Genomic DNA, 15787 nt, shown 5'->3' with positions numbered 1-15787 from the left:
ATACCTTATTGTTTCATATTACGGTTTTTCGATGATAAAATACGGCTCGATAACCCTTGAGAGTTTTTCTGATATGAAATAATAAGCTCATCTAATTCTTGACTGGCCCTTAATGTAAGTTGTTCATTCAAACCTCTAGTTTCCGCAAAAAATACCATTTCTTCTCTTTTTAATGAGATTGATAATAATAAATGGCTGAGTTGAGATTCATTCATTTACACTATTTCCCTTCCGCAGGATTGTTGTTAATAAATAAACTTAATAATAGAAAGTATTTTTTTGTCTACTATTCATTTTATCTCATATTTCTAAAGTGATACAAGATGAAACCTACTAAGTTTACTTACTTAGTAGGTTTTTTCTACAATTATATATAATAGTTCTTCTTACTTTATTAATTAGACGACTTTCAACGAATTCCTTCTTATATTGATTAAATTTGATATAATCTTACCATAAATTCAATAAAACATTAAATTTTAGAATAAATATAGAAGTTTGTTGATTTTCAGGATATATATGTATGATTTTTTAAACAAGAAATTTGCATTTTTCATTTCAACTTTATTCATAAATTTTTTAATTTTAATGATCAAGACACTAGACTATAAGTTCAATTATTAAATAAAAAGGCTATGTAAAAAAAGAATGTTGATTTCCATTCAAGGTACTTCGCTTTCCGTGGGGCGTGACGCCCCTGAGCCTCCGGGTCCACACGATGTGGATCATGCATGCGTTACGACAGGACGTCGTGGTTTTAGCATGCATACCTTGCTTGGCCTTCGGGGTCTAAAGTTTCCCGCATCTCCCATAGGAGTCTTCGCACCTTCCATTCCAATTACTCTCGAACAGGTTATTCTCTTTCATACTCTTATTGTATTTAGCTAAAATCAACAATTAATATTAACGGAGCCAATAAAAAAGCTAAAAATATAATGAAATACATCCATCATTACATTTTTAGCTTTACATATATTAATTTCCGGCTTTTATTTTATGGCCCTGTATCATCATCATTTTAACTTTATAGCTAATGAGGAACTCAATTCCTTCCAACCATTTCTTCGTCTCTAGAGGCGTTCTTCCCCAGACAGTTATCCCATGGTTCCTAACAAGGACAACTCCATAATCATTTGTTAGAAATGGTGTATAGGAGCGTTTAAACGCTTCCATATCCTGTGCATTATCAATAATAGGAATCGTAATTTTGCTATTTGTGTAGGAACCTGTAATGATATGAATCATTTCATTATCTTCAAGTTCTACTTTCCCTTCATCTCCAAACAGTTCAGAAATAATATTATTGTCAACCGTATGTACGTGTAACACACATGCAGCAGACGTCTTTTCATAAATATTGGCATGAATTAATGTTTCAAGGGAGGGTTTTAATACAGTATCAAAAACTGGCTCCCCTATGTTATTAACAACAATAAATTCTTCATCACATCGCGCTCTTTTATCTTTTTCATCTGCTGTTACTAGGAATAATAACGGATCATCAGAAATCTTCATTGATAAATTCCCACTTGTACCATAAAACCAATCCCGCTTTGCCAAGTCACATTTAATATTTGCAAGTTTCTTCCACTGTTCTAAGAATAAACTCATTCTTACACCTCCATTTAGTTAGACTATCTATTGGCATGCCTTTAAAAATTCAAACTATTCTTACTATTTTATAAAATTATGTCATGCATTCAACTTCATTGTCAATAGTTCTAATTAAATGAACAAACTCCAATAATTTACATCAACATTCTTTTTTTGATAATCTTTATTGATTTAATACTTTTTTTACTTCTTGTTTTGACAATACCCCAAACTTATTACATAAAATTGTAAAAAACACTATTTTTCGATTCATCATTTTGTCCTTTCTTTCCTTAAGGAAACTTTTTTGTATTTAGTAAATTATATGAAATCATCATACAAATGTGATAATTCCGTAGTTGATTCTATAAATTTTCAGTAATAAAAATATTGGCTGTTTTCGTATATGAATACGTTCTCCTCCGAAATCTCGTAACTTCCATTATTTTCAACTTTTGTCTTTATTCTTAAATCCATTATCTACATTTAGAAATTCTTTAAATTTGTGATAAAATAAGACGACTAAAAATAAGGCTCTATTCTAAATGTTTGATTGTTTATTTAAACTGTAAGGTAAATATGAACGCGCTACAAACAAAAAGCAGTTGACAGATGTGGGGCCAAAATAAAAAACGAGGTATGTAAATGAAAGTCGTATTAGCAACATTAAATGCAAAATATATTCATACGAATTTAGGTATTCGATATATAAAAGCTTATGCTCAGCCGGAATATGAAATTGAGCTTGCTGAATATACAATTAAAGATCCTAGTATGAATATCATTACTGATTTATATAAGAAGAAACCGAAAATAGTTGGATTTAGCAGTTATATTTGGAATATCGAGCAAACGATTGAAGTCATTCAAATGTACAAAAAAATAGACCCTAATGTTACGATCTTTATCGGTGGACCTGAAGTAAGTTATGATGTTCAATACTGGTTGGATCGAGTAAAGGAAGTTGACGTTGTTGTCGTTGGTGAAGGCGAAATTACAGTTAAAAACCTAATCAAAGCGATCGACAATGGAGAAGATTTTTCGAAGATCTCTGGAATTGGTTATAGAGATAACGGCTTAAATATTGTTAGACCTCAAACTGAAAAATTAGATTTAACAACCATTCCATCGCCTTATCGTTTTAAAGAAGACCTACCTTTTTTAAGTAAAAGAATTCAATATATTGAGACAAGTCGTGGCTGTCCATTTAATTGTCAGTTTTGTTTATCTTCTATTGAAGTAGGTGTTCGTTATTTCAATCGTGAAGTGATTAAAGATGACATTCGTTATCTAATGGCAAATGGTGCAAAAGTATTTAAGTTTGTTGATCGAACATTTAATATAAGTAGAAGCTACGCGATGGACATGTTCCAATTCTTAATTGATGAGCATGTAGAGGGTACGGTATTTCAATTTGAAATTACAGGCGATATTATGAGACCTGAAGTAATTGAATTCCTTAATGAAAATGCTCCTAAAGGTTTATTCCGATTTGAAATTGGTGTTCAATCTACGAACGATGCTACAAATGAACTTGTTATGAGAAGACAGAATTTCGAAAAACTATGTCGCACAGTAACACTCGTTAGAGATGGCGAAAAAATTGACCAGCATTTAGACTTAATTGCAGGCTTACCAGAGGAAGATTATCAATCGTTTAGACAAACGTTTAATGATGTTTTTGCACTTCGTCCTGAAGAACTTCAACTTGGATTCCTAAAAATGCTTCGAGGAACTGGTGTGCGTTTAAGAGCACATGAACATGACTATGTATATATGGATTATGCACCATATGAGGTGTTAGGTAACAATATTCTATCTTTTGAAGATATCGTGAAAATTAAGCAAGTAGAGGATGTTCTAGAAAAATATTGGAATGACCATAGAACAAATAATACTATTGAGTATTTAATCGAAAATGAATTCGAAAGCCCATTTGATTTCTTCCAATTATTTGGTTCATATTGGGAAGAACGTGGCTGGTCACGAATAGGCCATCAGCTCGAAGATTTATTTAAAAGGTTAGATGAGTTCTTAAACCATTATTCAATTAAAAATGGAAAAATCACAAAAGATATTATGAAAGTAGATTATTACTTAAATCATAAATACAAACCTCGAAAACCGTGGTGGGACGAAAGTACTGACAATGATTTTTCAAAAAGAATATATAAACAAATACTTGAGCAACCAGAATTTTTAAGTAAAGAATTCTTAGCTCTTAACTTAAATGAAAAAGAATTATACAAACATACTATGGTTGAACTACTTTCATTTGATATTGAACATTTCTTACAAACGAATGAATATAGAACCGGTTCATATGCAATGTTAATATTCTTTTCACCAAAAACCTTAAAACCATCATTTTTCACATTAGAAGTGTAATGAATAAGGACAATACCATTTTTTTGGTATTGTCCTTTTGTTTTGTTCTTTTGAATTGAATTCACTTAAAAGCTAATAATATTTGTAAGTCGAGGTGATAAAATGAACAGAAAAAAAGAAAACAAAAAAATTGAATCTCCGGTATTGAATGAAACTTTACCGCATATTTCTAACTTTCCTTCATTTAAAGGAACCGATGTCAAAATGGAGGAACCATTTATCAATTCAAAAGGTGTTGTCATTGGTGATAGTAAATACAGTTCGCCAAATTCTCCTTTAAATAATTGGTCCGATGAGGTTGATCCTGCTGTTATGGCTGGAGATGAATGGGTCCATCCAACAAATGATATTGGATGGGCAACAGCAGAAAATTCAGCTATCATTGAATCTAAAAAATTAGATAGAGAACCTGGAAAGCAATTTATGCATCCACAGCACGAAACAAGAGATTAAAGATGTGGGGATGGGAAATGGAATCTAAGTAATCATTTTTGAAGGAAATTCTCCATTTCTCCCCTCTCCTTTATTTTTTTCGTTTTCCATCCCCTATACTATTCAAATAAAGAAACTCGCATATCTCCATTTTTCAAAACTACTAATGTATGTAATTGTGCCCTGTGATGCGTAAAATGGACTAAAATTTCAAGTAACCATTCAAATCTTGTATATTCTACTCCCCAATATGATGACTTTTTTTGCATTAGTTCCTCTTCATTATAAAGATTATAAGTGTTGATAAGCTGCTCTCTACCACGCAGTAACAAAGTTTTTAATTCTACAATCGTATGACATTTTACTGATTCATAAAATGTATCCATTTCTTTTTTGGTTGCACTATTACTTATAAATAAATCCGCTGCCATTAGTTCACATAAATGTTGTACTATCTCACCGATTGATCTTTTATTCGCCATTGGTCGATCATTTAAGTCGTCGTCGCTTAAACAATCGATTATTTGAATTACAGTATCTACGGTGAAACTTAATTGATGAATTACACTTTCAACATACATATATATTCCCTACCGTTCTTTTTCTTCCATATTATCAAATCCAAACTCTACTTACTATCATCCACTCCAAAACAAATACAATTCTCATCGTTTCCGATCAATGTCTCCCTTGTTCTTTTTTCATCTAATTTAGAATACATAAAGAGTGGCATTCAAAAGGAGGGACATTATGAAAACATTAGCATGGCATGAAACCTTAGAATTACATGAAATCCTAGCGGCAACGACATATTATCTTTTCAAACTAAAGAGCCATTCAAAACAAATTACTGATAAAGAATTAAAGGAATTATATATTACTTCAATTGAAAAAATTAGAAAATCAAATTCGAGATTTATTAAAAAAATAGGACGTATTGCATACGTCCATGTTTTAGTTCTTATTAAAATTTTTATTATCTAATGTCGTTACTTTCTCAACAGCCAAATGTTGATAATTCTTTGTGTTTTCTACTAATTTAATTAAATTTATATAAGTTTGTTTTGCACCTAATACAAGTAAAGGTACGCCAATAAAATCAATTTTTAAAAATCTAGATGTAAATCCACCAAAAGTCATAGCGAGCGGAACTGTCGGTGATGTATTTGATAGAATAATTTTGTCGTCATTATTTAGTAAAAGCATACCTAAGCTCTCAATTGCTGCATTTACATTTTTCGTATATCGTCTTGCAACTGTATATACTTTATCTCCATTTTCATCCTCACCATGGTAATATAGTTTCCCACCATCTTTTGGCTTTAATTTATTAAATAAGTATACGTTTTTGACTTCACTATCTGTTGGCTTACGATCCATTGGTAATTTATTTAAATGATATGCTGCAGCTAAAGGTGAAGAATGTGTACCTCCAAAACAATTATAGATATAATATTTCATCCTAGTTCATCCCTTTATATTTGATTCAAAAATTTATATAGTACAGATTACCTTTTTAATACGTATGTAAATGTAATTGTTTAGAATCCCATTCTGCAAAGCAAACTTGTTTTAAAGTTAAATTTGCTTCATTTAATTTTTTATGAACCCATTTTTCATCCTTCTTCAATGATTGTAGAGATCTTTCAATAATCTTGCCATCACTGATGATGACCATTGGCAATATCGCCTTTTCTGCATTAATTTTTAAATCTTGCTTCGTTGCAACATCATAGCTGGACTTTTTTAAGACACTAATAGAACCATCATTCTCCAAAATTGCATATGCAACTTCGTTAACAGAAAATGTACTTTTTGCCCTAAGTAATTGTAATAGCTGATCGATATCTAATCGATTTTTTTTTAGTTCATTCCATTGAATAATCCCTTTTTTGATAACGATTGACGGATCCCCTTCTAGAACCTTCCTTGCACGACGCGATTTTTGGGTAATCACTTCAGTAATAAAGATCAAAGCACTCCATGTAAAAATACTAAATAATATATGCGGTAGATTTGCTTTATCATCATAAATTGCATCTCCCAATATATTACCTAGTACAAGAGCTGATATAAAATCAAAAGGCGTAATTTGATTAATTTGCGTTTTACCAAGTATTTTAACGACTATAAAAAGAGCAATATACCCAAAAAATAATTCATATAATATTTCAAGGTATCCCATAATTTACACTCCTGTATATTTAGTACCTATTAAATTTTCTTACTATTTCAAGCTTTTTATTCACAATTACCATAATTAGTACTTATTTCATAAATATATGAGCATCTGGGTTGAACCCGGTTATGACCAAATCACATATTATTTTTGCAAAAATATATGAGTAAATCATACCACTCCCACCAAATCCCATTAAAAAATAACAGTTTGGATATTCTGGATACTCCCTAATCATTGGTAAGCCAGTATGAGTACTGCCAAATAGACCTGTCCAATAATATTCAATCTTTACATCTTTATATATTGGAAATAGTTCAATTAAACTTTTTAATAATTGGTCCTTTTTATGATGTAACATTGCATCTCTTTGTTCTGGAATTATCGTATATTCATCTAAACCCCCAACGACTATTCTTCCATCAGCTGTCGTTCGCAAAAATAAATAGGGTCTTGCTGTCTCCCAAATTAAACTATTTTCAAACCATGCCTCGTTCTTTAAAAATGCTTCAGTTACAATTGCGTAAGAAGAAGAAAGTACTGCGTTTTTATCTTTTTTTAATTCTAATGACTCATATCCACTTGCAAATATTACTTTCTTTGCTTTTATTGAAACATGCCTATCTGTAAACAATTCAACACCATTCTTTGTTCCGATTAAGCTTTTCACGTCGGTTTCACTAAATACCTTAACATCTCGCTTTTTCACATATTGAAGGATTCCATGAACGTATTTAAACGGATTTAACTCTGCATCATTTGAAGTAAATAATGCACTTTCTTTTTCAAAATGATATTTATTTTTGATATCTTCTTTTGAAAATTTTTCTACTCGAAAACCGTTTTCTACTAATGCTTTATATTCAGCCTTGAGTATTTCTTTTCCAGCTTGATCACTTGCAAAATACAAACTTTTTCTTCTTATAAAATTTGCATCTATCTCTAAGTTTTTTGTTATTTCTTCAATACCTTTTACAGCTTCTAAGCAAAGGCGATAAAAGCGTACTCCGACTTCTTTACCAAATGAATCAATACAAGCAAATAATGGCTTATCATTTGTATATTGTATTAAACCCGTATTTACAATTGTACTCCCATGCGCTATTTTTCGTTTATCTACTACTACTACACTAGCACCAGACTTACTTAAAAAATATGCACTTTGAGCCCCCGACACACCACTACCTACTATTACATAATCACATTCTATATTCTCTTCTAATGGACCGTACTCCACATGATGATGATGAAAAGTTGTTGGCCAATATAATAAACCGCTTTTTATATTCACTTTTAACTCCTTTCTCTTACATCATAAAAATTAGTTTTTGTCATAACAAAGAAAAAAATCCCACTTTTTTAAGTGAGATTTACTTCAAAACCAATTATTGTGTTTATTAAGATCGTTCTTTAAGCCACTTTCCGATTGTCGGATATGTTGTTTTTAGCGAAGCTGGACCAAACATAATTGATACATGCCCAGAAGGTATTGATACATATTGTTTGTCTTTACTTGAAATATGTTCGTTTAATGCTTCAACCTGACAAGGCATCGCAATATGATCCTTTGTAGCAGATATATTCAATACATTTGCTTTAATTTTTGATACATCTACCTTTTTCCCTCTAATTTCTAATTCGCCTTTTAACAACTTGTTCTGTTGATAAAAATCACGAATCCATTGGCGATAAGCTTCACCTGGGAAAGGAATACCATCAGCTACCCACTTCTGCATTAACTGCCATGACTTTATAAAAGCAGTATTGTCTGATCTATCTAATAATGTTACATAAGGACCTACAAAATTTGTAATTGGCTTCAGCATTTTATTACCGAAATCAATCATCTCTGGTGGGATATTCCCTAAAGTATCGATTGCTTTATCAAGCGCAAAGTACTTTTCATTTAAAAATGAACCGTATAAACCAGTATCAGAGAAATCAAAAGGACTCGTTAAAAAGACTAAGTTTTTAATTGGAGCATCCTCGTGAAGTGCAGCATAAATGCTAGTTAAAGTACCGCCCATACAATAGCCGAGGATTGATAATTCACTAGCTCCTGAGAACCTTAATACTCTCTTTACTGCTTTCGCAATATAATCATACACTATATCATCAAACTTCAAATGACGATCTTCGTGTGCGAACGTTCCCCAGTCCAATAAATATACGTCAAAACCTTCATTTACTAGATATTCTACAAATGAGTTTCCTTTTGTTAGATCAAGTATATAAGGTTTATTGATCAATGCATACACTAATAAAATAGGCGTTTTTTTCACTTTTTTTGCTGTTGGAATGTAATGATACAGCTTACTTTTGTTTTTAGTCCAAATAACCTCTTTAGGTGATTGCCCTACTAATGGGTCTCCATCTTTAATGAGAATATCAGCTGTTCTTTTTAATCTTTTATAAGATTCTTTAAACCCTTGTGGAAATGATTCAGTTGTCGCTTCTAATCGCTGTGAACTAAACACACTATTCCCCCTTTTTCTAGTAAAATCGAGAAATTATACGTATAGGCCACCATTAACATTAATTTGTTGACCAGTTATATATTCACCGTCTTGGCATAAGTAGAGAACTGCTTTTGCAATTTCATCTGCTGTACCAAAACGTCTTTTAGGAATTTTGGCTTTAATTTGTTCTTTTACATTTTCAGGGACTTCACTTAACATGTCAGTTTCGATAAAACCAGGGCAAACAGTATTGACAGTAATATTTGATTTTGCTAATTCAATAGCTAATGATTTAGTAAATCCAATCATTCCGGCTTTTGCAGCAGAATAGTTCGTTTGACCAAAACCGCCTGCTTGACCAATTACTGAGGAGATATTAATAATCCTTGCATTATCAGATTCTAATAAGTGTGGTAATGCAGCATTGCACGTATTATATACGCTACTTAAATTTACGTTAATTACTTCATGCCAATCATCTTCACTCAGCTTTTTGAAAGTACGGTCTCTTGTGATACCAGCATTATTTACAATAATATCTAAACGTCCGAAATGTTCAATCGTGCGCTCAACTAGTGCTTTTGTTTGCTCAAATTCAGCTACATTTGCTTGAACAGCTAGTGCTTCATATCCTTCTAATGTTAGTTCATCAACGACTGCTTTTGCACTTTGCTCGCTGCTATTATAATTGATAACAACTTTGGCTCCTTTTTTCGCCAATGAAAATGCAATAGCTTTCCCAATACCTTTTGCTCCACCTGTTACGATCGCTACACGATTTACTAAATCCATGAATCATTCTCCTTTTTACCCAATTATTTATTTTTTGTTAATTGCTGTAAAAGTTTCTCAATGCTTGTCAAAGATGTTTTCAATTCATTAATTTGTTGATGTATCGCTTTAGTTTCAGACTTTAATTTTGTCATATCTTTTTTTAATGCATTTGTATCCAATTCATTTCCAGTTTGATCGAATAAATGGTCGTCAATCGTATCAACTTTCTGCTCCAAATTTATGACCAAGCTTGCAACATTCGCAATATCTTCCTTCGATGCAATGTTTGAAGCTTCCAAAAATGTTTTAGATTGGTCATTCATGACTTTTTTACAATAAAGATTAAAGTCTAGTACAGATCCCATCCATTCAGAAAATTCTTCTTTTTGGACCACATCGTTCATCATTTTTCCCCAGTATTTTTCGTTGACATCATATAACTGTTTCCACATTTTTAATGGATCAGTTATGTTTTGATCTGACATAAGTTCATCCTCCTCACTCATCTTTAAGTATAGAAAACAAATTATTGACAAACAATTCAATATTTTCGTGATTTTTCTACAGTGTCTGTCGAAATTTGTTTTTAAAATTCGATATATTCTTAAAATATTGACAATAAATTATACTAGGTGTAAATTACACTTAAGGTACGATTACATTACTACGTTATAGAGGGGGACATTACTTTATGACAACTAATGATCAAGACAAAAAAAATAAAAACCAAAAAGAAACTGTCGATACAATTTCTTTACCAAAAAACTTTTTAGTTCCCTTTCTACTTCTGAGTCTTAAGCAATGGAATATGCATGGATATAAATTAATGCAAGTTCTATTCGATCTAGGATTTACAACGCTTGACTCAAGCAATGTTTACCGGATATTAAGACAATTAGAAAAAGAAAGTTATATTCAATCAAGTTGGGAGCATGGAAATGATGGCCCCGCTAAGCGAATTTATTCCATTACACAAGCTGGTGAAGAGTATTTAAAAACTTGCCACTCTTCTTTTACTCAATATCAGCAAATGCTGCAAACATTCTTCTCGATTTATACAAGTTCTTTTTTCCCATTTAGCAATTCTGATGAAAAATTTAAAAAAGATTGAACATGCTTTTTGCATTCAATAATAAATTTTTGGAGGAATATCGTGATGACTGAAAAAACAATCGATCTTCAAATGGAACAAGCAGCTGAGAACTTTCAAAAAATGCTTCAGTATTTATTAGATAATCAACTGCAAATTCAACAGTGGACAGAATCACTATTGCAAGAACAAGCAAAACAATGGGAAAACTTAAATGAACAAGTACAAAACCAACAAAAAAAATCTTATGAACAATTTCAAGAAATGGTTAAATTAGTAAACGAAATTAAACCATCAATTAATCAAGATGCATATGATCAAACTTGGAAGAAACTATTTGAGCAATTTGCACCATTTCAATCTTATTGGTCAAACATTAATCAAAACCCTTATCAAGCTTTTTTCCAATCAATGAATACAATTACTAACCAACAACAGCAATATTTCCAACAATTATTTAAACAACCTTTCGACACTCCAAATTTTACTAACTGGACAAATTATTTACAACAATTCCAAAAAAGTCAGGATGAGTGGGCGAAACAATTTAAAGATTTCACATTCTCAAAATTATAATTTTGCAAACCTTTGCTTGAAATAGTAGTTATTTCAACTTAAGAAAGGATGAAACAAAATGAATATTTTTGAAAGTGCAAAAAATGTACGCGAAATTCATTTTGATTCGATTTCAGTTGGTGACGAAGCTAATTTTCAAGTCAAAATAACTTCCGATATGATAGAACAATATGCAGCAATTTCAACAGATGTAAATCCGATTCATTTGATTGATGATTTTGCAAAAGAGAGTATTTTCGGTGAAAGAATAGCACATGGCATGTTAATCTGCAGTTTTATATCTGCCGTACTTGGTACAAAACTTCCCGGTAAAAATACGATTTACTTATCACAAGAAGTATCCTTTAAAGCTCCAGTTAAAATTAACGATACAATTACTGTTTCTGTAAAAGTATTAAAAAAACGTGATGATAAAAAGTTATTATCACTCGAAACAAATGTATATAATCAAGAAAATGTATTGGTAGTTGAAGGCTCTGCATTAGTCAAAAAGTTAACTTAATCCTAATATGACTGTATTTTCCAAGCATGATATAGCCCCAATTGTAAATTATATGAATGTAAGTTATTACTTACAGAAGGGGTGAAAATCATGGCACGTTCAAATAATAAATTATTAGTTCCAGGTGTTGAACAAGCACTTGATCAATTTAAATATGAGATTGCTAATGAATTTGGAGTTACATTAGGATCTGATACAACTGCTCGTTCAAATGGTTCTGTAGGTGGAGAAATTACTAAACGTCTAATTGCGCAAGCGCAAAGTCATTTAAAAGGTCTTTAATTAACATAAAATTATATAAAATGGCTTAATATAGGGGAGAATCTTTTCTTCCCTATTATTTTTTAATATTTTTCCAGAAAATGTAAGAATAATATTAACTAGTTGTATAGACAACTTTATAAGTTTGAGTTTATAATGAAAGCGTAAACAAAAATTGATAATTTGGAGGAGAAATTATGCTTAGTTTTTTACAACGTATTGGTAAAGCACTAATGTTACCAATCGCTGTCCTTCCTGCTGCTGGTTTACTGCTGCGCTTTGGACAACCTGATTTACTTGATATCCCATTTATGGCTGCTGCCGGTAATGCGATATTCTCGAATTTAGCATTAATTTTTGCAATTGGTGTTGCAATTGGTATATCTAAAGATGGAAATGGTGCTGCTGGTCTAGCCGGTGCAATCGGTTACTTTGTACTGACTGCAGGTGCAACTTCTATTAATAAAGATATTAACATGGCCGCTCTTGGTGGTATTATTGCCGGGGTTATTGCTGGTCTACTATATAACAGATTTAGTGCTATTAAATTACCTGAATGGTTAGGATTCTTTAGTGGACGTCGATTTGTTCCAATTATTACATCCGCTGTTATGCTAATTTTAGCTGGTTTATTTGGATATATTTGGCCATCAATTCAAGATGCAATTAACTCAGTTGGTAACTGGATTATTGATCTTGGTGCAATTGGAGCTGCAGTATTTGGTTTCTTAAACCGTATTTTAATTCCATTAGGTTTACACCACGTATTAAATACAATTTTCTGGTTTAACTTAGGTGACTTTACAGATGCAGCTGGCAAATTAGTGCATGGTGATTTAAACAGATTCTTCGCTGGTGATAAATCTGCGGGTGCATTTATGACTGGTTTCTTCCCAATCATGATGTTTGGTCTACCAGCAGCTGCGATCGCAATGATTGCTGCGGCGAAGCCAGAAAGACGTAAAGCTGTAACTGGTATGTTCTTAGGACTTGCATTAACATCATTCTTAACTGGTATTACTGAGCCAATTGAATTTGCATTTATGTTTATTGCTCCAGTATTATATGCATTCCATGCAATTCTAACTGGTCTATCAATGGGTATCGTTAATGCTTTAGGTATTAAAACTGGTTTCACATTCTCAGCTGGTTTTATTGACTATGTGTTAAACTTTAATATTTCACAAAAACCAATTTTACTAATTCTAATTGGATTAGTCTTTGCAGTGATTTACTTCATCGTATTCTACTTTGCAATTATTAAATTTAATATTAAAACACCTGGTCGTGAAGACGAGGAAGTTGATACTGACGAAGTAACAACTGAAATTGGTGATTCTTTATACCTACAAGGTTTAGGTGGTAAAGAAAACTTAGTAAATATTGATAACTGTACTACTCGTTTACGTTTACAAGTAAAAGACGCATCAAAAGTTAATGAGTCACTTCTTAAAAAAGCTGGTGCTCGTGGCGTTATTAAATTAGATGATAAAAACGTTCAAGTTGTTGTTGGTACAAATGTAGAGTTTGTAGCAGAAGACTTAAAGAAATCTGTAAAATAATGAAGATGCTGTTTTCTTATAGTTTGTAGCTATTATAAAGCCTTAGTTGATTACAAACCTAAAAAGAAACATCTTCTAGAAAAGAAGCTTATCCTTTCCGATGAGCTTCTTTTTTGTCCTTAATATCATTTGAGTTTCAACAAATTAGAAGTAAATAAAAAGGAAAATTCTCTTTTCATGCGAAATATCATTATTATGTTACCAATTTACTAGGAGGTATTTATGATCACAAAAACCTATTTTATTACTGGTTTCCCGGGATTTATTACTCAAAACTTGGTTCAAAAAATAATAACTTCAGACTCTTCTCTTCACAAAATTTACCTTTTAATTCTCCCAAGTATGTTAGAAAATTGTCAAAATACATTACATGATTTACATAAAAAATTTCCATCATTACATCTCTCAAAGATTGAACTAATTGAGGGGGATATAACTAAGCCACATTTAGGAATCGATTCAACTAAGCTAATTCAATTACATAATGAAGTGACGGATTTATTTCATTTAGCTGCTATATATGATTTGGCTGTTCCTAAACAAATTGCATATGAAGTGAATGTAAATGGAACAATAAATGTAAATGATTTTGCACTTTCTTTAAAAAAACTTTGTCGCTATACATATTTTAGTACGAGTTATGTATCTGGAAAACGAGAAGGAAAAATCCTTGAATCAGAATTAATAATGGGCCAATCCTTTAAAAACTTCTATGAGGAAACAAAATATTATGCAGAAATTGAAGTGGAGAAATTAAAAAGCAGACTTCCTATTACGATTATAAGACCTGGAATTGTCGTTGGACATTCCGAAACTGGTGAAACTTCTAAATTTGATGGGCCATATTTTATTTTGAATTTCTTTTCTAAGCTTCGATTCTTACCCTTTATCCCGCAATTAGGTAAAGATAACGCTACTGGCAACTTCATACCGATTAATTATTTAATTGATGCTGTGTACTATTTAAGTCAACAAGAAGTAGGAATGAATAAAACATATCAAATTACTGATCCAACACCATATCCTGTTCAAGACATTTATAAAGAAATGCTCTCTATTTATTTAGATAAATCAACTTTTGGTACAATTCCACTCAAAATTGTTAGACCGATTCTCTCCTTTTCAAAGATCAGAAAAATGCTCAAAGTAGAAAAAGAAGTTCTTTCTTATTTTAATTGTTATTCAGAGTATGATTGCACAAATACATTAAATGATTTAAAAGGATCAAATATTACATGTCCTGACTTTATAAAAATCTTACCTACTTTAACTAAATATTATCAGGATCATGAACACATGATTGAAAAGCATGTTGTTATTACATAAACAATGTTTTATAGGCTAATACGAAAGTTAATAGATTCGCAGATTGTTACACCAAAATACCCATCACTAAAATAGTTTCTTCTATATAAAAGGACACTTTAAATGAAAGTGTCCTTTTAGTAACTAATCCTCGTGATCATCATCTCTTTATTTAATTTTCCTTCTATAATAGCTAAATTGATTTCTTCTATAATATAACGAACATCGATTTGATCATCGCTATGAATATTGATATGTGCAACATATAATCCTCTATTAATAAACTCTTTTATAAAATCTAAACCCGTCTTTTTTCTAAATCCTAAATTAAAATCTAGCGATATTAGATCAAAATGATGTTGTTCACATAATGATATTGCTTCATCAGCTGAATTAGCTAGTAAAAATCCGTATGGAACTGGTCTTGTATCATCAACAAACAATTTCAATTGATTCACCCTCAATACATATTTTACAGAATGATTACAATCGTAACTGAACTAAAACAAAATTGGATATTGCTTCCACTATTGTAATGTGGAAATCTCGTGTTTTCGCAATTTCTCACTTTTTTTGTGGAAATTTTATGCATTTATTTTGATTGATCAACTTTATGAATCTACTAAGATAGTTAATATATTAGGCATTTAGCCAAAAAGTCCTTTT

The 15787-nt window shown here is 31.3% G+C and carries 19 protein-coding genes; 9 read left to right on the top strand and 10 right to left on the bottom strand.

All coding sequences use genetic code 11. From position 1 onward, the window contains the following. Positions 1-5: 5 nt before the first annotated feature. Positions 6-215, bottom strand: coding sequence for an aspartyl-phosphate phosphatase Spo0E family protein (locus CAB05_RS12260; RefSeq protein WP_088000116.1), 210 nt, complete (start codon positions 213-215; stop codon positions 6-8). A 760-nt stretch (positions 216-975) separates the two neighbouring features. After that, entirely contained in the window at positions 976-1611 is a 636-nt protein-coding gene (gene mtnB, locus CAB05_RS12255; RefSeq protein ID WP_088000115.1) for a methylthioribulose 1-phosphate dehydratase, read from the bottom strand. 627 nt (positions 1612-2238) lie between these two features. Between mtnB and CAB05_RS12250 the strand changes: the two genes are divergently transcribed. Together CAB05_RS12250 and CAB05_RS12245 are read left to right on the top strand one after the other, a co-directional pair. Next, a complete protein-coding gene (locus tag CAB05_RS12250) occupies positions 2239-3981 on the top strand; it encodes a B12-binding domain-containing radical SAM protein (RefSeq protein WP_088000114.1) in 1743 nt (580 codons plus the stop codon). Between the two features lie 102 nt (positions 3982-4083). Then, on the top strand, positions 4084-4434 hold the full coding sequence (locus CAB05_RS12245; RefSeq protein WP_088000113.1) for a DUF3905 domain-containing protein: 351 nt from the start codon (positions 4084-4086) through the stop codon (positions 4432-4434). Between the two features lie 98 nt (positions 4435-4532). On the opposite strand, the gene CAB05_RS12240 is transcribed toward CAB05_RS12245, so the two are convergent. Beyond that, the gene (locus CAB05_RS12240) at positions 4533-4994 is read right to left on the bottom strand and encodes a DinB family protein (protein WP_088000112.1); all 462 of its coding nucleotides are present in this window, start codon (positions 4992-4994) and stop codon (positions 4533-4535) included. A 169-nt stretch (positions 4995-5163) separates the two neighbouring features. Between CAB05_RS12240 and CAB05_RS12235 the strand changes: the two genes are divergently transcribed. Continuing rightward, entirely contained in the window at positions 5164-5397 is a 234-nt protein-coding gene (locus CAB05_RS12235; RefSeq protein ID WP_088000111.1) for a hypothetical protein, read from the top strand. Here CAB05_RS12235 and CAB05_RS12230 read toward each other — a convergent pair. The 6 genes from CAB05_RS12230 to CAB05_RS12205 all read right to left on the bottom strand — a co-directional run bounded on the left by CAB05_RS12230 (position 5368) and on the right by CAB05_RS12205 (position 10310). Further along, positions 5368-5874, bottom strand: a complete 507-nt coding sequence (locus CAB05_RS12230) for a DUF3189 family protein (protein WP_088000110.1) — start codon at positions 5872-5874, stop codon at positions 5368-5370. The genes CAB05_RS12235 and CAB05_RS12230 overlap by 30 nt on opposite strands. A gap of 55 nt (positions 5875-5929) precedes the next feature. Beyond that, on the bottom strand, positions 5930-6598 hold the full coding sequence (locus tag CAB05_RS12225) for a DUF421 domain-containing protein (protein WP_088000109.1): 669 nt from the start codon (positions 6596-6598) through the stop codon (positions 5930-5932). 82 nt (positions 6599-6680) lie between these two features. After that, a complete protein-coding gene (locus tag CAB05_RS12220) occupies positions 6681-7883 on the bottom strand; it encodes an NAD(P)/FAD-dependent oxidoreductase (RefSeq protein WP_088000108.1) in 1203 nt (400 codons plus the stop codon). Between the two features lie 106 nt (positions 7884-7989). After that, complete coding sequence (gene phaC, locus CAB05_RS12215; RefSeq protein WP_088000107.1) at positions 7990-9069, bottom strand: class III poly(R)-hydroxyalkanoic acid synthase subunit PhaC; 1080 nt, start codon at positions 9067-9069, stop codon at positions 7990-7992. 33 nt (positions 9070-9102) lie between these two features. Further along, positions 9103-9843 (bottom strand): 3-oxoacyl-ACP reductase, encoded by a 741-nt coding sequence (locus tag CAB05_RS12210; RefSeq protein WP_088000106.1) that lies wholly within the window; start codon positions 9841-9843, stop codon positions 9103-9105. 23 nt (positions 9844-9866) lie between these two features. After that, positions 9867-10310, bottom strand: coding sequence for a DUF4349 domain-containing protein (locus CAB05_RS12205; protein ID WP_088000105.1), 444 nt, complete (start codon positions 10308-10310; stop codon positions 9867-9869). 206 nt (positions 10311-10516) lie between these two features. Between CAB05_RS12205 and phaQ the strand changes: the two genes are divergently transcribed. The 6 genes from phaQ (at position 10517) to CAB05_RS12175 (ending at position 15142) form a co-directional block, all read left to right on the top strand. Then, the gene (gene phaQ / locus CAB05_RS12200) at positions 10517-10936 is read left to right on the top strand and encodes a poly-beta-hydroxybutyrate-responsive repressor (RefSeq protein ID WP_088000104.1); all 420 of its coding nucleotides are present in this window, start codon (positions 10517-10519) and stop codon (positions 10934-10936) included. 45 nt (positions 10937-10981) lie between these two features. After that, on the top strand, positions 10982-11491 hold the full coding sequence (locus CAB05_RS12195) for a hypothetical protein (RefSeq protein ID WP_088000103.1): 510 nt from the start codon (positions 10982-10984) through the stop codon (positions 11489-11491). Positions 11492-11549: 58 nt separating this feature from the next. Then, positions 11550-11993, top strand: a complete 444-nt coding sequence (locus CAB05_RS12190; protein ID WP_088000102.1) for a MaoC family dehydratase — start codon at positions 11550-11552, stop codon at positions 11991-11993. A gap of 90 nt (positions 11994-12083) precedes the next feature. Beyond that, the gene (locus CAB05_RS12185) at positions 12084-12275 is read left to right on the top strand and encodes an alpha/beta-type small acid-soluble spore protein (RefSeq protein WP_088000101.1); all 192 of its coding nucleotides are present in this window, start codon (positions 12084-12086) and stop codon (positions 12273-12275) included. Between the two features lie 176 nt (positions 12276-12451). After that, complete coding sequence (gene nagE, locus CAB05_RS12180) at positions 12452-13816, top strand: N-acetylglucosamine-specific PTS transporter subunit IIBC (RefSeq protein WP_088000100.1); 1365 nt, start codon at positions 12452-12454, stop codon at positions 13814-13816. A 222-nt stretch (positions 13817-14038) separates the two neighbouring features. Next, positions 14039-15142 carry an SDR family oxidoreductase gene (locus CAB05_RS12175; RefSeq protein WP_235821439.1) on the top strand — a complete coding sequence of 368 codons (1104 nt, stop codon included), beginning with the start codon at positions 14039-14041 and terminating at the stop codon, positions 15140-15142. Between the two features lie 116 nt (positions 15143-15258). Here the strand turns inward: CAB05_RS12175 and CAB05_RS12170 are convergent, their stop codons facing one another. Further along, a complete protein-coding gene (locus tag CAB05_RS12170; RefSeq protein WP_088000099.1) occupies positions 15259-15570 on the bottom strand; it encodes a cyclic-phosphate processing receiver domain-containing protein in 312 nt (103 codons plus the stop codon). Between the last annotated feature and the right edge of the window lie 217 nt (positions 15571-15787).

This window comes from Gottfriedia solisilvae (genome assembly GCF_002128405.1).
Taxonomy (GTDB): domain Bacteria; phylum Bacillota; class Bacilli; order Bacillales; family Bacillaceae_G; genus Gottfriedia; species Gottfriedia solisilvae.
The sequence above is the reverse complement of the archived record's forward strand: the minus strand, read 5'-3'. Positions and strand labels throughout refer to the sequence as shown.

Excerpts from the sequence above, each read along its gene's own strand:
- CAB05_RS12225 (WP_088000109.1), bottom strand. The coding sequence starts at position 6,598 with ATGGGATACCTTGAAATATTATATGAATTATTTTTTGGGTATATTGCT.
- CAB05_RS12205 (WP_088000105.1), bottom strand. The coding sequence starts at position 10,310 with ATGTCAGATCAAAACATAACTGATCCATTAAAAATGTGGAAACAGTTA.
- CAB05_RS12210 (WP_088000106.1), bottom strand. The coding sequence starts at position 9,843 with ATGGATTTAGTAAATCGTGTAGCGATCGTAACAGGTGGAGCAAAAGGT.
- CAB05_RS12190 (WP_088000102.1), top strand. The coding sequence starts at position 11,550 with ATGAATATTTTTGAAAGTGCAAAAAATGTACGCGAAATTCATTTTGAT.
- CAB05_RS12235 (WP_088000111.1), top strand. The coding sequence starts at position 5,164 with ATGAAAACATTAGCATGGCATGAAACCTTAGAATTACATGAAATCCTA.
- CAB05_RS12195 (WP_088000103.1), top strand. The coding sequence starts at position 10,982 with ATGACTGAAAAAACAATCGATCTTCAAATGGAACAAGCAGCTGAGAAC.
- CAB05_RS12245 (WP_088000113.1), top strand. The coding sequence starts at position 4,084 with ATGAACAGAAAAAAAGAAAACAAAAAAATTGAATCTCCGGTATTGAAT.
- mtnB (WP_088000115.1), bottom strand. The coding sequence starts at position 1,611 with ATGAGTTTATTCTTAGAACAGTGGAAGAAACTTGCAAATATTAAATGT.
- CAB05_RS12240 (WP_088000112.1), bottom strand. The coding sequence starts at position 4,994 with ATGTATGTTGAAAGTGTAATTCATCAATTAAGTTTCACCGTAGATACT.
- CAB05_RS12230 (WP_088000110.1), bottom strand. The coding sequence starts at position 5,874 with ATGAAATATTATATCTATAATTGTTTTGGAGGTACACATTCTTCACCT.
- CAB05_RS12175 (WP_235821439.1), top strand. The coding sequence starts at position 14,039 with ATGATCACAAAAACCTATTTTATTACTGGTTTCCCGGGATTTATTACT.
- CAB05_RS12260 (WP_088000116.1), bottom strand. The coding sequence starts at position 215 with ATGAATGAATCTCAACTCAGCCATTTATTATTATCAATCTCATTAAAA.
- nagE (WP_088000100.1), top strand. The coding sequence starts at position 12,452 with ATGCTTAGTTTTTTACAACGTATTGGTAAAGCACTAATGTTACCAATC.
- phaQ (WP_088000104.1), top strand. The coding sequence starts at position 10,517 with ATGACAACTAATGATCAAGACAAAAAAAATAAAAACCAAAAAGAAACT.
- CAB05_RS12250 (WP_088000114.1), top strand. The coding sequence starts at position 2,239 with ATGAAAGTCGTATTAGCAACATTAAATGCAAAATATATTCATACGAAT.
- CAB05_RS12185 (WP_088000101.1), top strand. The coding sequence starts at position 12,084 with ATGGCACGTTCAAATAATAAATTATTAGTTCCAGGTGTTGAACAAGCA.